The sequence below is a fragment of the Citrobacter sp. HN-141 genome (assembly GCF_033341895.1).
Classification (GTDB): Bacteria; Pseudomonadota; Gammaproteobacteria; order Enterobacterales; family Enterobacteriaceae; genus Citrobacter.
The window spans coordinates 195,312-210,704 of record NZ_JAWPBF010000003.1; the positions used below are offsets into that span (position 1 = coordinate 195,312).

Below are 15,393 nucleotides of genomic sequence, written 5' to 3' on the forward strand. Positions count from 1 at the left end.
AGGCAACGCCGCATCCGGCACACACACATTATCCTTTACGTAATAAGCGCAGCGCGTTGGCGGTCACCAGTACCGTCGCCCCCGTATCAGCCAGCACTGCCAGCCACAATCCGGTTATCCCCAGCAGCGTGGTAACAAGGAAAATCCCTTTCAGACCCAACGCAATCGTAATGTTTTGTCGAATATTGGCGTGGGTGGCGCGCGCCAGCTGGATCATTTGTACCAGGCCACGCAGACGGTTATGCGTCAGGGCCGCATCGGCAGTTTCCAGTGCAACATCGGTTCCACTACCCATGGCAATGCCGATAGTGGCGGCTTTCATCGCCGGAGCGTCGTTGATCCCATCGCCGACCATCGCCAGCGGTGACAGTTGGTTGAGCTGGGTAACGGCCTGTACCTTGTCTTCCGGTAACAGCCCCGCTTTGAATTCAAGCCCCAGTTCAGCGGCAATAGCGGCTGCCGCACGAGGATTGTCGCCGGTCAGGATCACCCCTTTCACACCGAGTTGATTCAGCTCGCTGATGGCGGTGCGGGCATCGTCGCGCAGCGTGTCCTGCAAGGCCAGTACGCCGAGAACGGCATCGTTACGCACGACCAGCACGACGGTTTGGCCTGCGCTTTCCAGTTCGCTTATCTGCCCGGCAAAGACATCAGCAGGATGTTTGCCTGCCGCGCAAATCAGTACGCGCTCGCCGTTTACCTGTGCTTCAATCCCTGAGCCAACCAGCGCACGCTGTTCTGTCGCTAGTGGAATACTCAGTTCACGCGTCTGTGCTTCACGGACAATGGCCTGGGCCAGCGGATGCGTTGCGCCTTGTTCAACGGCCGCTGCCAACGCCAGCAGTGCAGCTTCGTCTAGCCCACTTGCCGGATGAATCGCCGTGACGCGCGGTTTACCGACGGTCAGGGTGCCGGTTTTATCAAACGCCACCTGCGTGACTCTGCCCAACTGTTCCAGTGCGGCACCGCCTTTGATTAACGCTCCGCGACGCGCCGCTGCGGCTAATCCGGAAGTGATTGCGGCAGGGGTTGAAATCACCAGTGCGCACGGGCAACCGATCAGCAGCAGCGTTAGCCCTTTATAAATCCATTCCTGCCAGGAAGCGGCAAACAGCAGCGGCGGTACGAGCGTGACCAGCAAGGCAATCGCCATGATGGCCGGGGTATAAATCCGGCTGAAGCGATCAATAAAACGCTCAATAGGGGCGCGACGCTCTTCGGCCTCTTCAATCAGTTTCAAAATACGGTCAATTGCGCTGGCACCGGGTTCAGAGAGAACCTCGAGAGTGACCAGTCGGTCTACGCTGGTGGCACCTGCCGGGACTTTTTCGCCCAATGCCCGCTCAACCGGAATAGATTCACCCGTCAATGCACTTTCATCAAAGCTGGCAAAACCCGAAACCAGTTTAGCGTCGGCGGGTAAACGTCCTCCGGCGGCAACTTCAATGATGTCGCCTGGCTGGAGGGTGTTAATGGCCACCTCTTCGCGCTCGCCGTTACGCAGACGCGTGGCGGTTTCCGGCTTCAGCGCCATTAGCGCGCTGACCCCTTTACGGGCGCGGCTGGCTGCCCATCCTTCCAGGCGTTCACCAATTAAAAACAACAGCAGTACCATGGCCGCTTCCGCCGTTGCACCGATAAACAATGCCCCGATGGCGGCGACGCTCATCAGCGTTTCAATGGCAAAGTAGCTACCGGTCTTCATCAGGCGCAGCGCCTGACGTGCAATGGGGTACAGACCCACCAGTGTGGTGGCGATAAAGGCTATCTGGCCGAAGGGGTGATTGAGCTGCTCCAGTCCCCAACTGATGGCCATCATGATAATCAATGAAATCAGTGGCAGATTTTCTTTAAACCGTGATTCGGGGGCTTCTTCTGGCGCCTGCTCATCACGCAGGGTGTAGCCGGCCTTCTGCACTGCGCTTTCAATTTGCTGGCGGACATCGGAACCGGCATCCACCACCAGCTTTTCGGTAGCGAACAGAACCTGAACCTGGTTAACGCCGCTGACCTGGCGGACCGCATTCTCTACTTTTCGGGCGCAGGCCGCACAGTCCATGCCCGCCACTTTCCAGGAATAGCGGGTACCTTGTACGGTATCGGATACGGGCGGTGGGGTTGAGCAACTGCCTTCACAGCAGCAGTCATCAGCTTTCTGCGGCGCAGGCGCGAGCTTGAATGAAGAAAACTGTGGGGCTTTTTTGCCATTGGCCTCTGGTGTCGACATGGCATCCTCCGATTGATAATCATTTCGTATTAACCGGAGGATACACTCTGGAGTCGACTCCAGAGTCAAGGATTTTTAAAGATACAGCGAACGAACAATCAGGAAATGCCCGGCGAAGTAGCAGGCGGCGGCAATTGCGTTATCGGCGCGGAAGCGGCGACGATAATGGCTCCCCAGCCAGACAATGTTGCCGATGAACAGGAGAGAGGCCCCCAAAAATGCTGACAGCGCCGGAGCCGTCGGGCGGAAGAACCACAGTTCGCCTGCCATCCAGACCATCATCAGAGTAATACCGACAAAGGTACAAATGGCGATACGCAGCTCTTCCAGACGCGTCCAGATCACGGCGATCAGCAACGCCCCCAGTACCACCAGTACCAACGGCAGAGGCCAGAAGAACGACAGCGTCATTTGGCTGGCGAAGTAGATGGTGTACAGCAGATGCGACAGGAAGAATGCCCCCACGGCGTACAGCAGGCGTTGGCGCGGCAATAGCGTCAGCGCATCGCCCAGCAGCGAGGCAAGCAGGCCAGCCAGCACCAGATAGCTGATAGCGTTAAACATTGGCGCCTGCCAGGCCAGCAGCAGCAGGAGCAATAACGTCAGGGGTTTAAAGACCCAGCGTTGCCAGGCGGGCCCACGATAGGAAGCATCCACGAACAACCATGCGGAAAGACAAACAGCGATAAACGACCAAAGCATCTTAGTTCCTTGAATTCGTTATTTTTTCGTAAGCGGGGTGCTTACGGCTCTATTGACCAGTGTAGAGTCCGATACCGCCAGATGACAACACCATAACAGGCAAGGTATGCTTATTTCCGCATTTTCTGATGGGTTAATAATATGAGTAAGCCACCCCTTTTTTTTATTGTGATCATTGTCTTAATCGTTATTGCCGCGTCGTTTCGCTTTGTCCAGCAGCGGCGGGAAAAAGCGGAAAATGATGCTGCACCGTTAGTGCAAAAGAGGGTGGTGGTGAGTAATAAGCGAGAGAAGCCGCTAAATGACCGGCGTTCACGTCAACAGGAAGTGACGCCAGCGGGCACCAGCATGCGCTATGAAGCCAGCTTCAAACCGCAAAGCGGCGGCCTGGAGCAGACCTTTCGTCTTGATGCCCAGCAGTATCATGCGCTAACGGTTGGCGACAAAGGCACGCTGAGCTACAAGGGTTCGCGTTTTGTTGATTTTACGGCTGAACATTAAGGTTTCATTTGGCTGATGCCGGATGGCGGCTTACGCTTTATCCGGCCTACAGGTTTAGTCGTCCCGGCCCGCGACGCGCCGTCGGGCGAAAAGATCGCAGTTACTTCTTCAACTGATCTTTAATCTTCTTCTGCCAGACCAGCAGTTCAAATACGCCAAACAGAAAAATACGGATTTTCTCGCCGCGGGTCATTTGTGGGCCATCTTTCGGCATGGTGGATTTCAGCAGCGCCAACTGCATGCCGTGCATCAGCACCATAAACACCAGCGCCACATTCACGAAGATATTGAGCGGACGTGGGAACGGTTGAAAAATATTCAGGAGCAGGAATGCCCAGACACACAGCATTAACAGACGTCCCAGATTAATCAGCATGTTGCTCTCCTTGTGCTTCACGTTGATACAGGCGATAAGCAACCTGCCCAGCTACTTTTTCGCGATACAACGACCAGTTAACCGGAACCGCAGGCAGGCCGTTTTCGACTTCGCTTTCAACGTAAATATACGCTTCGTTTGCCAGCCAGCCGTGAGTTTCCAGAAGTGTTAATGTTTCTTCCAGTAATCCTTTGCGAAACGGCGGGTCAACAAACACCACGTTATGCGGTGTACCCGTTTGGGCTAAAAACGTCAGGGTGTTGGCGTTGATGACGCGGGCATGTGTTGCCTTCAGCGTGGCGAGATTTTTTTGTAACTGCTGCGAAACCGTGCGATCCATCTCCAGAAGCGTGGCATCTGCCGCATAGCGGGAGAGTGCTTCCAGAGCCAACGCGCCGCTGCCGGCAAAGCAATCAAGGCAACGGGCATCGACCATCACCGGGGCCAGCCAGTTAAACAGCGTTTCGCGCACACGGTCGGTCGTTGGGCGTAGACCCGGACTGTCCGGAACCGGGAGTTTACGGCCTCGCCATTGCCCGCCAATAATGCGGATCTGACCGCTGCCTGAGTGATTCGGTTTTTTCATTTCTATTATTGCTCAATCCGCCTATAGCATGTCATTCCAGGCGGTGATGTGAGTTAAGTTAAGTGATAGACTATTTCATCATTTTTTTAGCTGCTATGTACATAGCGTTGACGCTGTGCCATGAAGCAACAGCGGGGGAGTGTAGTCGCAAATGGCGAAAGAGAAAAAACGTGGCTTTTTTTCCTGGCTGGGCTTTGGTCAAAAAGAGCAGGCACCGGAAAACGAGACAGAACTAAAAAACGAAGAGCAACAACCGGTTACTGAAGAAGCTACCGTCGTTGATGAGCCGTCACGCGCGCAGGAAACGCATAGTGAGGCGGAAACAGAAGCCTTTGCCGCTGAAGTTGTTGACGTCACTGAACAGGTTGCGGAAATTGAAAAACTGCAGCCGGAAGAAGAACCTGTTGCTCAACAACAGCAACCGCACGTTGAACCGGTGGTTGAATTAATAGTGGAAACACCGGCACCTGCGGCAGTGACCGAACACGAAGAATTACCGCTGCCGGAAGAGGTTAAAGCCGAAGACGTTTCACCAGAAGAGTGGCAGGCTGAAGCGGAAACCGTTGAAATTGTTGAAGCCGTTGAAGAAGAAGCTGAAAACGAGCCACAGCTAACTGATGAAGAGCTGGAAGCACAGGCGTTGGCAGCTGAAGCGGTGGAAGAAATTGCTGAAGATGCCGCGATTGTTGAGCCTGTTGAAGACACGCCAGCAGCAGAAGAGGCGGTGGTAGAAGACGCTGTGCAGGAGCAGGAAAAACCGACGAAAGAAGGTTTCTTTGCGCGCCTGAAGCGTAGCCTTCTGAAAACCAAAGAAAACCTCGGTTCCGGATTTATCAGTCTGTTCCGTGGTAAAAAGATCGACGATGATCTGTTTGAAGAGCTGGAAGAGCAACTGCTGATCGCCGATGTGGGCGTAGAAACCACCCGCAAAATCATTGCGAATCTGACGGAAGGCGCCAGCCGCAAGCAGCTTAAAGATGCGGAAGCGCTGTACGGTCTGCTGAAAGAAGAGATGGGTGAGATTCTGGCGAAGGTTGACGAACCGCTGAATGTTGATGGCAAAACACCATTTGTTATCTTAATGGTTGGCGTCAACGGTGTGGGCAAAACCACCACTATTGGTAAGCTGGCGCGTCAGTTTGAGCAGCAGGGTAAATCGGTAATGTTGGCAGCAGGTGATACTTTCCGTGCGGCAGCGGTAGAACAGCTGCAGGTCTGGGGTCAGCGTAACAACATCCCGGTGATTGCTCAGCATACCGGCGCGGATTCCGCGTCCGTTATCTTTGATGCCATTCAGGCGGCGAAGGCGCGAAACGTAGATGTGCTGATCGCTGATACCGCAGGGCGTTTGCAGAACAAATCGCACCTGATGGAAGAATTGAAAAAAATCGTTCGCGTGATGAAGAAGCTGGACGTTGATGCGCCGCATGAAGTTATGCTGACTATCGATGCCAGTACCGGGCAGAATGCGATAAGCCAGGCCAAACTGTTCCATGAAGCGGTGGGTTTAACCGGTATCACCCTGACCAAGCTGGACGGAACGGCGAAGGGCGGGGTTATCTTCTCGGTTGCCGATCAGTTTGGCATCCCTATCCGCTATATCGGTGTGGGCGAACGTATCGAGGATTTACGTCCGTTTAAAGCGGGCGATTTTATAGAGGCACTTTTTGCCCGAGAGGATTAACAATGATTCGCTTTGAACATGTCAGCAAGGCCTATCTCGGTGGGAGACAAGCGCTGCAGGGAGTCACATTCCATATGCAGCCTGGCGAGATGGCGTTTCTGACCGGCCACTCCGGCGCGGGTAAAAGTACCCTGCTGAAGCTGATCTGTGGAATTGAACGGCCCAGTGCCGGGAAGATCTACTTCAGCGGGCACGACATCAGCCGTTTGAAAAACCGTGAAGTGCCGTTTCTGCGTCGTCAGATCGGCATGATTTTTCAGGATCACCACCTGTTGATGGACAGAACCGTCTTCGACAACGTGGCAATCCCACTGATCATTGCGGGTGCCAGCGGGGACGATATTCGTCGTCGCGTGTCAGCGGCGCTGGATAAAGTTGGGCTGTTGGACAAAGCGAAAAACTTCCCGATTCAACTCTCCGGCGGTGAACAGCAGCGTGTGGGCATCGCCCGCGCGGTAGTGAACAAGCCTGCGGTACTGCTGGCGGATGAACCGACGGGGAACCTTGACGATGCGCTGTCAGAAGGGATCCTGCGTCTGTTCGAAGAGTTTAATCGCGTCGGGGTAACGGTATTAATGGCGACGCACGATATTGGGCTGATCTCCCGTCGTTCTTATCGCCAGCTTGTCCTGAGTGACGGACACTTGCACGGAGGCCTGGTGAATGAATAGACGCGACGCTATCAATCAAATCAAACAGTTCGGTGGCCGACTGGATCGCTTTCGTAAATCGGGCGGTGCGCCAGGAGAGGGTGGTCGCAACGCGCCAAAACGTGCGAAAGCGTCGCCAAAACCGAACTCGCGTAAAACCAACGTCTTTAACGAGCAAGTGCGCTATGCGTTCCAGGGGGCGTTGCAGGATCTGAAAAGCAAGCCGCTGGCGACGTTCCTGACGGTGATGGTTATCGCGATCTCACTGACGTTGCCAAGTGTTTGTTACATGGTCTACAAGAACGTGAACCAGGCGGCAAGCCAGTATTACCCGTCCCCGCAGATCACCGTATATCTGCAAAAAACGCTGGATGATGATGCGGCGGCACGCGTGGTGGGGCAGTTACAGGCCGAGCAGGGCGTGGAGAAAGTGAATTACCTCTCCCGTGACGATGCGCTGGGCGAATTCCGTAACTGGTCCGGCTTTGGCGGCGCGCTGGATATGCTGGAAGAAAACCCGCTGCCGGCTGTGGCGGTTGTTATTCCGAAACTGGATTTCCAGGGCACGGAATCACTGAACACGCTGCGTGATCGCATTGCGCAAATCAACGGTATCGATGAAGTACGCATGGATGACAGCTGGTTTGCGCGACTGGCTGCGTTAACGGGCCTGGTCGGTCGTGTGTCCGCGATGATTGGCGTGCTGATGGTTGCGGCGGTCTTCCTGGTCATCGGTAACAGTGTGCGTCTGAGCATTTTTGCGCGTCGCGATACCATTAACGTGCAAAAACTGATTGGCGCGACGGATGGATTTATCCTGCGTCCGTTCCTCTACGGCGGGGCACTGCTCGGTTTTTCTGGTGCATTTCTTTCACTGATTTTGTCAGAAATTTTGGTGATGCGTCTGTCGTCAGCGGTGACTGAGGTGGCTCAGGTATTTGGAACTAAGTTTGATATCAATGGGTTATCATTCGATGAGTGCCTGTTATTGCTGCTGGTGTGCTCAATGATTGGCTGGGTGGCAGCCTGGCTTGCCACGGTTCAACATTTACGCCACTTTACCCCCGATTAAAAAATCTCTGGTATAATCTTTCCCTGCACTGAGTAGTTCGCTCTGCAGGGAAAGAGTCCCTGTTGTCTCTTCCCGGCGTATTCATTGTGATGTCACATTTTGTGCGTAATCTATACACATTACGACATGGAACTTGTGGATAAAATCACTGTCTGATAAAAGATTGAATGATATTCTCGTTGCTCATAAGCTCTGGCATGGTTGTTGCTATTGGTTTTTACCAACGCCAGATGACAAAGATTGAGAGGATTTGAATGACCAAAGAAATGCAAAATTTAGCTTTAGCCCCTGTTGGTAACCTGGAGTCTTACATCCGGGCTGCGAACGCGTGGCCGATGTTGTCGGCTGACGAGGAGCGGGCGCTGGCTGAAAAGCTGCATTACCAGGGCGATCTGGAAGCAGCTAAAACGCTGATCCTGTCTCACCTGCGCTTTGTTGTTCATGTTGCTCGTAACTACGCGGGCTATGGCCTGCCGCAGGCGGATCTGATTCAGGAAGGTAATATCGGCCTGATGAAAGCCGTGCGTCGATTCAACCCGGAAGTGGGTGTGCGCCTGGTTTCCTTCGCCGTGCACTGGATCAAAGCTGAGATCCACGAATACGTTCTGCGTAACTGGCGTATCGTGAAAGTCGCGACCACCAAAGCACAGCGTAAGCTGTTCTTTAACCTGCGTAAAACCAAGCAGCGTCTGGGCTGGTTTAATCAGGATGAAGTGGAAATGGTTGCTCGCGAGCTGGGTGTTTCCAGCAAAGATGTGCGCGAAATGGAATCCCGTATGGCGGCGCAGGACATGACGTTTGACATGTCTTCGGACGACGAGTCCGACAGCCAGCCGATGGCTCCGGTTCTGTATCTGCAGGATAAATCCTCCAACTTTGCTGATGGCATTGAAGAGGATAACTGGGAAGATCAGGCCGCGAACAAGCTGACTCACGCAATGGAAGGTCTGGACGAGCGTAGCCAGGATATTATCCGCGCCCGCTGGCTGGACGAAGACAACAAGTCTACGTTGCAGGAACTGGCCGATCGCTACGGCGTTTCCGCTGAACGTGTTCGTCAGCTTGAAAAGAACGCCATGAAAAAACTGCGCGCCGCAATCGAAGCGTAATCTTCCAGCCGACCTGGAAATGCTGATAAACCCTGGATGAAAATCCGGGGTTTTTTGTTTTTATCTCTCCCCCTCTCTCCTGACGTTTATGCTTTTTGTCATCAAGTTGTTATCTGCATGTCAAATTTAGCTATTCCAAAATAATAAAAATCGGGTATGTTTTAGCAGAGTATGCTGCTAAAGCACGGGTAGCTATCCAATAATCGATATAAAGTGCTGAACAACAACATCACAACACACGTAATAACCACAATAATGGGGATTGTCAGGATGAATATGAAGGGTAAAGCGTTATTGGCAGGATGTATCGCCCTGTCTTTGAGCAATATGGCCTTTGCTAAGGATATTAAAGTTGCCGTCGTCGGCGCGATGTCCGGCCCGGTGGCGCAGTATGGCGATCAGGAATTTACCGGCGCAGAACAGGCCATTGCGGATATCAACGCCAAGGGCGGCGTGAAGGGCGACAAACTGGTCATGGTGAAATATGACGATGCCTGTGACCCGAAACAAGCGGTAGCGGTTGCTAACAAAGTGGTCAACGACGGGATTAAATACGTTATCGGCCACCTGTGCTCATCGTCCACTCAACCTGCGTCAGATATCTATGAAGACGAAGGTATTCTGATGATCACCCCTGCGGCAACGGCACCGGAACTCACCGCGCGCGGCTATAAACTGGTGATGCGTACCACCGGTCTGGATTCCGATCAGGGCCCGACTGCTGCCAAATATATCGTTGAAAAAGTGAAGCCGAAGCGCATTGCGATCGTTCACGACAAACAACAGTACGGTGAAGGCCTGGCGCGTTCCGTACAGGACAACCTCAAGAAAGCCAACGCTGACGTGGTGTTCTTCGACGGGATCACCGCTGGCGAGAAAGATTTCTCTACGCTGGTGGCGCGTCTGAAGAAAGAGAATATCGATTTCGTTTACTACGGCGGTTACCACCCGGAAATGGGGCAGATCCTGCGCCAGGCACGCGCTGCGGGTCTGAAAACCCAGTTTATGGGACCTGAAGGGGTCGCAAACGTGTCGCTGTCTAACATCGCGGGTGAGTCTGCAGAAGGCTTACTGGTAACGAAACCGAAGAACTACGATCAGGTTCCGGCGAACAAACCGATTGTGGACGCGATCAAAGCCAAGAAACAGGACCCAAGCGGTGCATTCGTATGGACCACCTACGCCGCGCTGCAATCCTTGCAGGCCGGTCTGAACCAGTCTGACGATCCGGCTGAAATTGCCAAATACCTGAAAGCCAACTCAGTGGAAACCGTGATGGGGCCGCTGTCATGGGATGCGAAAGGCGATCTGAAAGGCTTCGAATTTGGCGTGTTTGACTGGCATGCTAATGGTACGGCGACCGACGCTAAATAATTTTCCCGGCGCCTTTCGCGCTGCAGGTGCGTTGGCTACGTTATTCAACCCCGGTCACTTACTTATGTAAGCTCCCGGGGATTTTATAACTTGCCGCCCGCCTGCAACGCGAAATTCTTGGGAAAATGCGAGTAATACAATTGGTTGGGGACGGTTTTTTTACCGTTTCTCCCAGCCATCCGCCTGTGCTGTAAAGCCTAACGCCTGCATAAACGCTGCCATCACGCTGCGGTCTTCAACGCCAACATCCGCCATCCACCATGAGCTCACGTCCGGGTTTTCGCGGAGAGTTTCTTCAACCAAATACTGCCCAACGCCACGACGACGGGTGATATCGCGTACGCGCAATGAATCCAGCGCGCCTTGTGTGCCGCTCAGGGTTACGCGAACTGCGCCAAGCAGGCGCTCGTTAAAGCGTGCGGCATAGATCCGGTGCGTTTCATCTACGCTTAATGATGAGGCGGAATATTCCGGCCAGATTTTGCCAAGATCGAGGAGATCCTGAGCACTGAAGTTTTCTAAACGAACGATGGTCAGCTTCATTAACAGCATGTCCAAATCACAAAAGATGGAATGAGTGTACCGAAATAATTCGCCTGGATGCTTTCTCTTTTTTATGTGAATAACCAGATTAATAATTTTGTAACAACGGCAATGACAGTTTGAAACCGTAGAGATTGAAAAACAGGCAGAATAATACCCTGGAATGCAGCATTTTATTCGGCTCTTTGTACCGTTATTTTATGCTGACAAACGTACTTTTTTTTGTTTATCTATAGTGAAAAGCAGAATATTATCTTTTCTTAATCGACTGAAAAATAGAGATTTTAGCCTGATTTTGCTTAAAAAACTGCGCTAAACCATTAATGAGACTGGTAAAAATAGTGCAGTTCAAAAAAAGCACAGACTGCTTTTTAACCACATAAATACAAAATATTAATTACGTCACGAATGGGGATTCAGGTAATGAAACGGAATGCGAAAACAATCATCGCAGGGGTGATAGCACTGGCAATGTCACACGCGGTCATGGCGGAAGATATCAAGGTCGCTGTTGTCGGCGCGATGTCAGGTCCGGTCGCGCAGTGGGGTGATATGGAATTTAATGGCGCACGTCAGGCCATTAAAGATATCAATGCCAAAGGCGGGATCAAAGGCGACAAACTGGTTGCCGTGGAATATGACGATGCCTGCGATCCGAAACAGGCCGTTGCCGTCGCGAACAAAATCGTCAATGACGGCATTCAGTACGTAATTGGTCACCTGTGTTCTTCATCGACTCAACCGGCATCAGATATTTACGAAGATGAAGGCATTCTGATGATTTCTCCGGGAGCGACTAACCCGGAACTGACGCAGCGTGGTTACGCGCACATCATGCGCACCGCGGGTCTGGACTCCTCTCAGGGGCCGACTGCTGCGAAATACATCCTGGAGAAGGTGAAGCCACAGCGTATCGCCATCATTCATGACAAACAGCAGTACGGTGAAGGCCTGGCGCGTTCGGTGCAGGACAGCCTGAAAGCAGGAAAAGCCAACATCGTCTTCTTTGATGGGATCACCGCTGGGGAGAAAGATTTTTCTGCGCTGATCGCCCGCCTGAAAAAAGAAAATATCGACTTCGTTTATTACGGTGGCTACTACCCGGAAATGGGGCAAATGCTGCGTCAGGCGCGTTCAGTTGGCCTGAAGACGCAGTTTATGGGACCAGAAGGTGTAGGCAATGCCTCACTGTCTAACATTGCCGGTGATGCCGCGGAAGGCATGTTGGTTACTATGCCAAAACGCTATGACCAGGACCCGGCGAATAAAGCTATCGTCGATGCGCTCAACGCTGACAAGAAAGATCCAACCGGACCTTACGTATGGATCACCTACGCAGCCGTTCAGTCACTGGCGACAGCGATGGATCGTAGCGGTAGCAAAGAGCCGTTAGACCTGGTGAAAGATCTGAAAGCACACGGGGCTGATACCGTGATTGGGCCGCTGAAATGGGACGAAAAAGGCGATTTGAAGGGATTTGAGTTTGGTGTCTTCCAGTGGCACGCGGATGGTTCATCGACTGTCGCGAAGTAATACCTGAAGACGCGTTATCCCACCGCCCGTGCAAAACGGGCGGGTTTAAAAAGGTTACCTTATGTCCGAGCAGTTCCTCTATTTCTTGCAGCAGATGTTTAACGGCGTCACGCTGGGAAGCACCTACGCGCTGATCGCCATTGGCTACACGATGGTGTACGGTATTATCGGCATGATCAACTTCGCCCACGGCGAGGTGTATATGATCGGCAGTTATGTCTCCTTTATGATCATCGCTGCGCTAATGATGATGGGCATTGATTCCAGTTGGCTGCTGGTTGCCGCGGGCTTCGTCGGTGCCATCGTGATTGCCAGCGCCTACGGCTGGAGCATTGAACGCGTGGCGTATCGGCCCGTACGCAGCTCCAAGCGCCTGATTGCGCTGATTTCCGCCATCGGGATGTCTATCTTCCTGCAAAACTACGTCAGCCTGACTGAAGGTTCGCGCGATGTGGCGCTGCCCAGCCTGTTTAACGGTCAGTGGACTGTCGGCAGCAGTGAAAACTTCTCTGCGTCCATCACCACCATGCAGCTGGTTATTTGGATTGTGACCTTCCTTGCGATGCTGGCGCTGACGCTGTTTATCCGCTATTCGCGTATGGGACGCGCCTGTCGTGCCTGCGCGGAAGACCTGAAAATGGCCAGCCTGCTCGGCATTAACACTGACCGCGTGATCGCGCTGACTTTTGTGATTGGCGCAGCAATGGCGGCGGTAGCAGGTGTGTTGCTTGGACAGTTCTACGGTGTCATTAACCCCTATATTGGCTTTATGGCCGGGATGAAAGCCTTTACCGCGGCGGTTCTTGGCGGTATCGGTAGCATCCCTGGGGCGATGATCGGCGGCCTGATTCTGGGCGTGGCGGAAGCGCTCTCCTCTGCTTATCTGAGTACGGAATACAAAGATGTGGTGTCATTCGCACTGCTGATTCTGGTGCTGCTGGTAATGCCGACCGGTATTCTGGGTCGCCCGGAGGTAGAGAAAGTATGAAACCGATGCATTTTGCAATGGCGCTGCTTTCAGCGGTCATGTTTTTCATCCTGGCGGGCGTCTTCATGGGCGTTCAACTTGAACTGGATGGCACGAAGCTGGTGGTGGATACCGCTGCGGATATCCGCTGGCAGTGGGTGTTTATCGGTACCGGCGTGGTCTTTCTTTTCCAATTGCTGCGTCCCGTTTTCCAGAAGAGCCTGAAGAGCGTCTCCGGACCGAAGTTCATTCTGCCGGCGATTGATGGCTCAACCGTCAAACAGAAGCTGTTCCTGGTGGCGCTGCTGGTCATTGCTGTCGCATGGCCATTTATGGTGTCGCGCGGCACGGTGGATATCGCTACGCTGACGATGATTTATATCATCCTCGGCCTCGGCTTAAACGTGGTGGTCGGCCTTTCCGGCTTGCTGGTGCTGGGTTACGGCGGATTCTATGCCATTGGTGCGTATACCTTTGCGCTGCTGAATCACTATTACGGTCTTGGTTTCTGGACCTGTTTGCCGTTGGCGGGACTGGTATCGGCGGCGGCAGGATTCCTGCTTGGCTTCCCGGTTCTGCGTCTGCGCGGCGACTACCTGGCGATAGTGACCTTAGGCTTTGGCGAAATCGTGCGTATCCTGTTGCTCAATAATACCGAAGTCACCGGTGGCCCGAACGGTATCAGCCAGATCCCTAAACCCACCTTTTTCGGTCTGGAATTCAGCCGTAGCGCCCGTGAAGGCGGCTGGGATACCTTCAGCAACTTCTTTGGCGTGAAATACGATCCCTCTGACCGTGTGATTTTCCTCTACCTGGTGGCGCTGCTGCTGGTGGTCTTCTCGCTGTTTGTCATCAACCGCCTGTTGCGTATGCCACTGGGCCGTGCATGGGAAGCGCTGCGTGAAGATGAAATCGCGTGCCGTTCACTGGGCTTAAACCCTACGCGCATCAAGCTGACCGCCTTTACTATCAGCGCTGCGTTTGCCGGTTTTGCCGGAACGCTGTTTGCCGCGCGCCAGGGTTTTGTCAGCCCGGAATCGTTCACCTTTGCCGAGTCGGCCTTTGTGCTGGCGATTGTCGTGCTGGGGGGGATGGGATCGCAGTTTGCGGTGATCCTGGCGGCCATCCTGCTGGTGGTCTCACGTGAACTGATGCGTGATTTCAATGAATACAGCATGTTAATGCTGGGTGGTTTGATGGTACTGATGATGATCTGGCGTCCGCAGGGTTTGCTGCCGATGACCCGTCCACAGTTGAAGCTGAAAAACGGGGAAGCAAAAGGAGAGCAGGCATGAGTCAGCCATTATTATCGGTTAGCGGCCTGATGATGCGTTTTGGCGGCCTGCTGGCGGTCAACAATGTGTCTTTGGATTTGCATAAAAAAGAGATTGTCTCTCTGATTGGCCCGAACGGCGCGGGGAAAACCACGGTCTTCAACTGCCTGACCGGGTTCTATAAGCCGACCGGCGGGACGATTAAGCTGCGCGACCAGCACCTTGAAGGGCTGCCGGGCCAGCAAATTGCGCGTATGGGCGTGGTGCGTACCTTCCAGCATGTGCGTCTGTTTCGCGAAATGACCGTGATTGAAAACCTGCTGGTGGCGCAGCATCAGCAACTGAAAGCTGGGGTTTTCTCCGGGCTGTTAAAAACTCCGGCTTTTCGCCGCGCGCAGGATGAAGCGCTGGACCGCGCCGCCACCTGGCTTGATCGTATCGGCCTGCTGCAGCATGCTAACCGGCAGGCGAGCAACCTGGCCTATGGCGACCAGCGCCGCCTTGAGATTATCCGTTGTATGGTCACTCAGCCGGAAATTCTGATGCTCGATGAACCTGCTGCGGGCCTCAACCCGAAAGAAACCAAAGAGCTGGACGAGCTGATTGCTGAACTGCGCGATCATCACGACACCACCATTTTGCTGATTGAGCACGACATGAAGCTGGTGATGGGCATTTCAGACCGTATTTACGTGGTGAACCAGGGGACGCCGCTGGCGAACGGGACACCGGAGCAGATTCGTAACAACCCGGACGTGATCCGCGCCTATTTAGGTGAAGCATAATGGTGGTGAG

The 15,393-nt window shown here is 53.5% G+C and carries 15 protein-coding genes; 10 read left to right on the forward strand and 5 right to left on the reverse strand.

Annotated features, from left to right (window positions below; all coding sequences use genetic code 11):
- Positions 1–28 precede the first annotated feature (28 nt).
- Positions 29–2,227 (reverse strand): Zn(II)/Cd(II)/Pb(II) translocating P-type ATPase ZntA, encoded by a 2,199-nt coding sequence (zntA, locus tag RYZ59_RS05535; RefSeq protein ID WP_318045398.1) that lies wholly within the window; start codon positions 2,225–2,227, stop codon positions 29–31.
- Positions 2,228–2,302: 75 nt separating this feature from the next.
- Positions 2,303–2,929, reverse strand: a complete 627-nt coding sequence (locus RYZ59_RS05540) for a lysoplasmalogenase (protein WP_318045396.1) — start codon at positions 2,927–2,929, stop codon at positions 2,303–2,305.
- A 141-nt stretch (positions 2,930–3,070) separates the two neighbouring features.
- Between RYZ59_RS05540 and RYZ59_RS05545 the strand changes: the two genes are divergently transcribed.
- Entirely contained in the window at positions 3,071–3,430 is a 360-nt protein-coding gene (locus tag RYZ59_RS05545; protein WP_318045394.1) for a DUF2500 domain-containing protein, read from the forward strand.
- A gap of 100 nt (positions 3,431–3,530) precedes the next feature.
- Here RYZ59_RS05545 and RYZ59_RS05550 read toward each other — a convergent pair whose 3' ends face one another.
- The gene (locus tag RYZ59_RS05550) at positions 3,531–3,806 is read right to left on the reverse strand and encodes a DUF1145 family protein (protein ID WP_137381976.1); all 276 of its coding nucleotides are present in this window, start codon (positions 3,804–3,806) and stop codon (positions 3,531–3,533) included.
- Positions 3,796–4,392, reverse strand: a complete 597-nt coding sequence (rsmD, locus tag RYZ59_RS05555; protein WP_318045391.1) for a 16S rRNA (guanine(966)-N(2))-methyltransferase — start codon at positions 4,390–4,392, stop codon at positions 3,796–3,798. Before rsmD ends, RYZ59_RS05550 begins: the two co-directional genes overlap by 11 nt.
- A gap of 151 nt (positions 4,393–4,543) precedes the next feature.
- On the opposite strand from rsmD, the gene ftsY reads away from it, so the two are divergent.
- From ftsY to livJ, 5 genes are all read left to right on the forward strand, one after another.
- A complete protein-coding gene (gene ftsY, locus RYZ59_RS05560; protein ID WP_318045389.1) occupies positions 4,544–6,076 on the forward strand; it encodes a signal recognition particle-docking protein FtsY in 1,533 nt (510 codons plus the stop codon).
- A 2-nt stretch (positions 6,077–6,078) separates the two neighbouring features.
- Entirely contained in the window at positions 6,079–6,747 is a 669-nt protein-coding gene (gene ftsE / locus RYZ59_RS05565) for a cell division ATP-binding protein FtsE (protein ID WP_137381973.1), read from the forward strand.
- Positions 6,740–7,798: a permease-like cell division protein FtsX gene (ftsX, locus tag RYZ59_RS05570; RefSeq protein WP_005121584.1), complete on the forward strand. Its 1,059-nt coding sequence runs from the start codon at positions 6,740–6,742 to the stop codon at positions 7,796–7,798. The genes ftsE and ftsX overlap by 8 nt, the downstream gene beginning before the upstream one ends.
- Positions 7,799–8,052: 254 nt before the next feature.
- Positions 8,053–8,907 (forward strand): RNA polymerase sigma factor RpoH, encoded by an 855-nt coding sequence (gene rpoH / locus RYZ59_RS05575; RefSeq protein ID WP_003023425.1) that lies wholly within the window; start codon positions 8,053–8,055, stop codon positions 8,905–8,907.
- Between the two features lie 270 nt (positions 8,908–9,177).
- Positions 9,178–10,281 carry a branched chain amino acid ABC transporter substrate-binding protein LivJ gene (livJ, locus tag RYZ59_RS05580; RefSeq protein ID WP_170974354.1) on the forward strand — a complete coding sequence of 368 codons (1,104 nt, stop codon included), beginning with the start codon at positions 9,178–9,180 and terminating at the stop codon, positions 10,279–10,281.
- 159 nt (positions 10,282–10,440) lie between these two features.
- On the opposite strand, the gene panM is transcribed toward livJ, so the two are convergent.
- The gene (gene panM, locus RYZ59_RS05585) at positions 10,441–10,824 is read right to left on the reverse strand and encodes an aspartate 1-decarboxylase autocleavage activator PanM (RefSeq protein ID WP_318045657.1); all 384 of its coding nucleotides are present in this window, start codon (positions 10,822–10,824) and stop codon (positions 10,441–10,443) included.
- Between the two features lie 423 nt (positions 10,825–11,247).
- Between panM and livK the strand changes: the two genes are divergently transcribed.
- The 4 genes from livK (at position 11,248) to livG (ending at position 15,383) form a co-directional block, all read left to right on the forward strand.
- A complete protein-coding gene (gene livK / locus RYZ59_RS05590) occupies positions 11,248–12,357 on the forward strand; it encodes a high-affinity branched-chain amino acid ABC transporter substrate-binding protein LivK (protein ID WP_202037527.1) in 1,110 nt (369 codons plus the stop codon).
- A gap of 61 nt (positions 12,358–12,418) precedes the next feature.
- The gene (gene livH, locus RYZ59_RS05595) at positions 12,419–13,345 is read left to right on the forward strand and encodes a high-affinity branched-chain amino acid ABC transporter permease LivH (RefSeq protein WP_003023435.1); all 927 of its coding nucleotides are present in this window, start codon (positions 12,419–12,421) and stop codon (positions 13,343–13,345) included.
- The gene (gene livM / locus RYZ59_RS05600; protein ID WP_137381969.1) at positions 13,342–14,619 is read left to right on the forward strand and encodes a branched chain amino acid ABC transporter permease LivM; all 1,278 of its coding nucleotides are present in this window, start codon (positions 13,342–13,344) and stop codon (positions 14,617–14,619) included. The genes livH and livM overlap by 4 nt, the downstream gene beginning before the upstream one ends.
- Positions 14,616–15,383 (forward strand): high-affinity branched-chain amino acid ABC transporter ATP-binding protein LivG, encoded by a 768-nt coding sequence (gene livG / locus RYZ59_RS05605; RefSeq protein WP_048213581.1) that lies wholly within the window; start codon positions 14,616–14,618, stop codon positions 15,381–15,383. The genes livM and livG overlap by 4 nt, the downstream gene beginning before the upstream one ends.
- The last annotated feature ends 10 nt before the right edge of the window (positions 15,384–15,393 follow it).

Bases quoted from the DNA above. Each gene is read 5' to 3' on its own strand.
- livG (WP_048213581.1), top strand. From the start codon at position 14,616: ATGAGTCAGCCATTATTATCGGTTAGCGGCCTGATGATGCGTTTTGGC.
- ftsE (WP_137381973.1), top strand. From the start codon at position 6,079: ATGATTCGCTTTGAACATGTCAGCAAGGCCTATCTCGGTGGGAGACAA.
- rsmD (WP_318045391.1), bottom strand. From the start codon at position 4,392: ATGAAAAAACCGAATCACTCAGGCAGCGGTCAGATCCGCATTATTGGC.
- ftsY (WP_318045389.1), top strand. From the start codon at position 4,544: ATGGCGAAAGAGAAAAAACGTGGCTTTTTTTCCTGGCTGGGCTTTGGT.
- livJ (WP_170974354.1), top strand. From the start codon at position 9,178: ATGAATATGAAGGGTAAAGCGTTATTGGCAGGATGTATCGCCCTGTCT.
- RYZ59_RS05540 (WP_318045396.1), bottom strand. From the start codon at position 2,929: ATGCTTTGGTCGTTTATCGCTGTTTGTCTTTCCGCATGGTTGTTCGTG.
- livM (WP_137381969.1), top strand. From the start codon at position 13,342: ATGAAACCGATGCATTTTGCAATGGCGCTGCTTTCAGCGGTCATGTTT.
- rpoH (WP_003023425.1), top strand. From the start codon at position 8,053: ATGACCAAAGAAATGCAAAATTTAGCTTTAGCCCCTGTTGGTAACCTG.
- livK (WP_202037527.1), top strand. From the start codon at position 11,248: ATGAAACGGAATGCGAAAACAATCATCGCAGGGGTGATAGCACTGGCA.
- RYZ59_RS05545 (WP_318045394.1), top strand. From the start codon at position 3,071: ATGAGTAAGCCACCCCTTTTTTTTATTGTGATCATTGTCTTAATCGTT.
- panM (WP_318045657.1), bottom strand. From the start codon at position 10,824: ATGAAGCTGACCATCGTTCGTTTAGAAAACTTCAGTGCTCAGGATCTC.
- RYZ59_RS05550 (WP_137381976.1), bottom strand. From the start codon at position 3,806: ATGCTGATTAATCTGGGACGTCTGTTAATGCTGTGTGTCTGGGCATTC.
- livH (WP_003023435.1), top strand. From the start codon at position 12,419: ATGTCCGAGCAGTTCCTCTATTTCTTGCAGCAGATGTTTAACGGCGTC.
- zntA (WP_318045398.1), bottom strand. From the start codon at position 2,227: ATGTCGACACCAGAGGCCAATGGCAAAAAAGCCCCACAGTTTTCTTCA.
- ftsX (WP_005121584.1), top strand. From the start codon at position 6,740: ATGAATAGACGCGACGCTATCAATCAAATCAAACAGTTCGGTGGCCGA.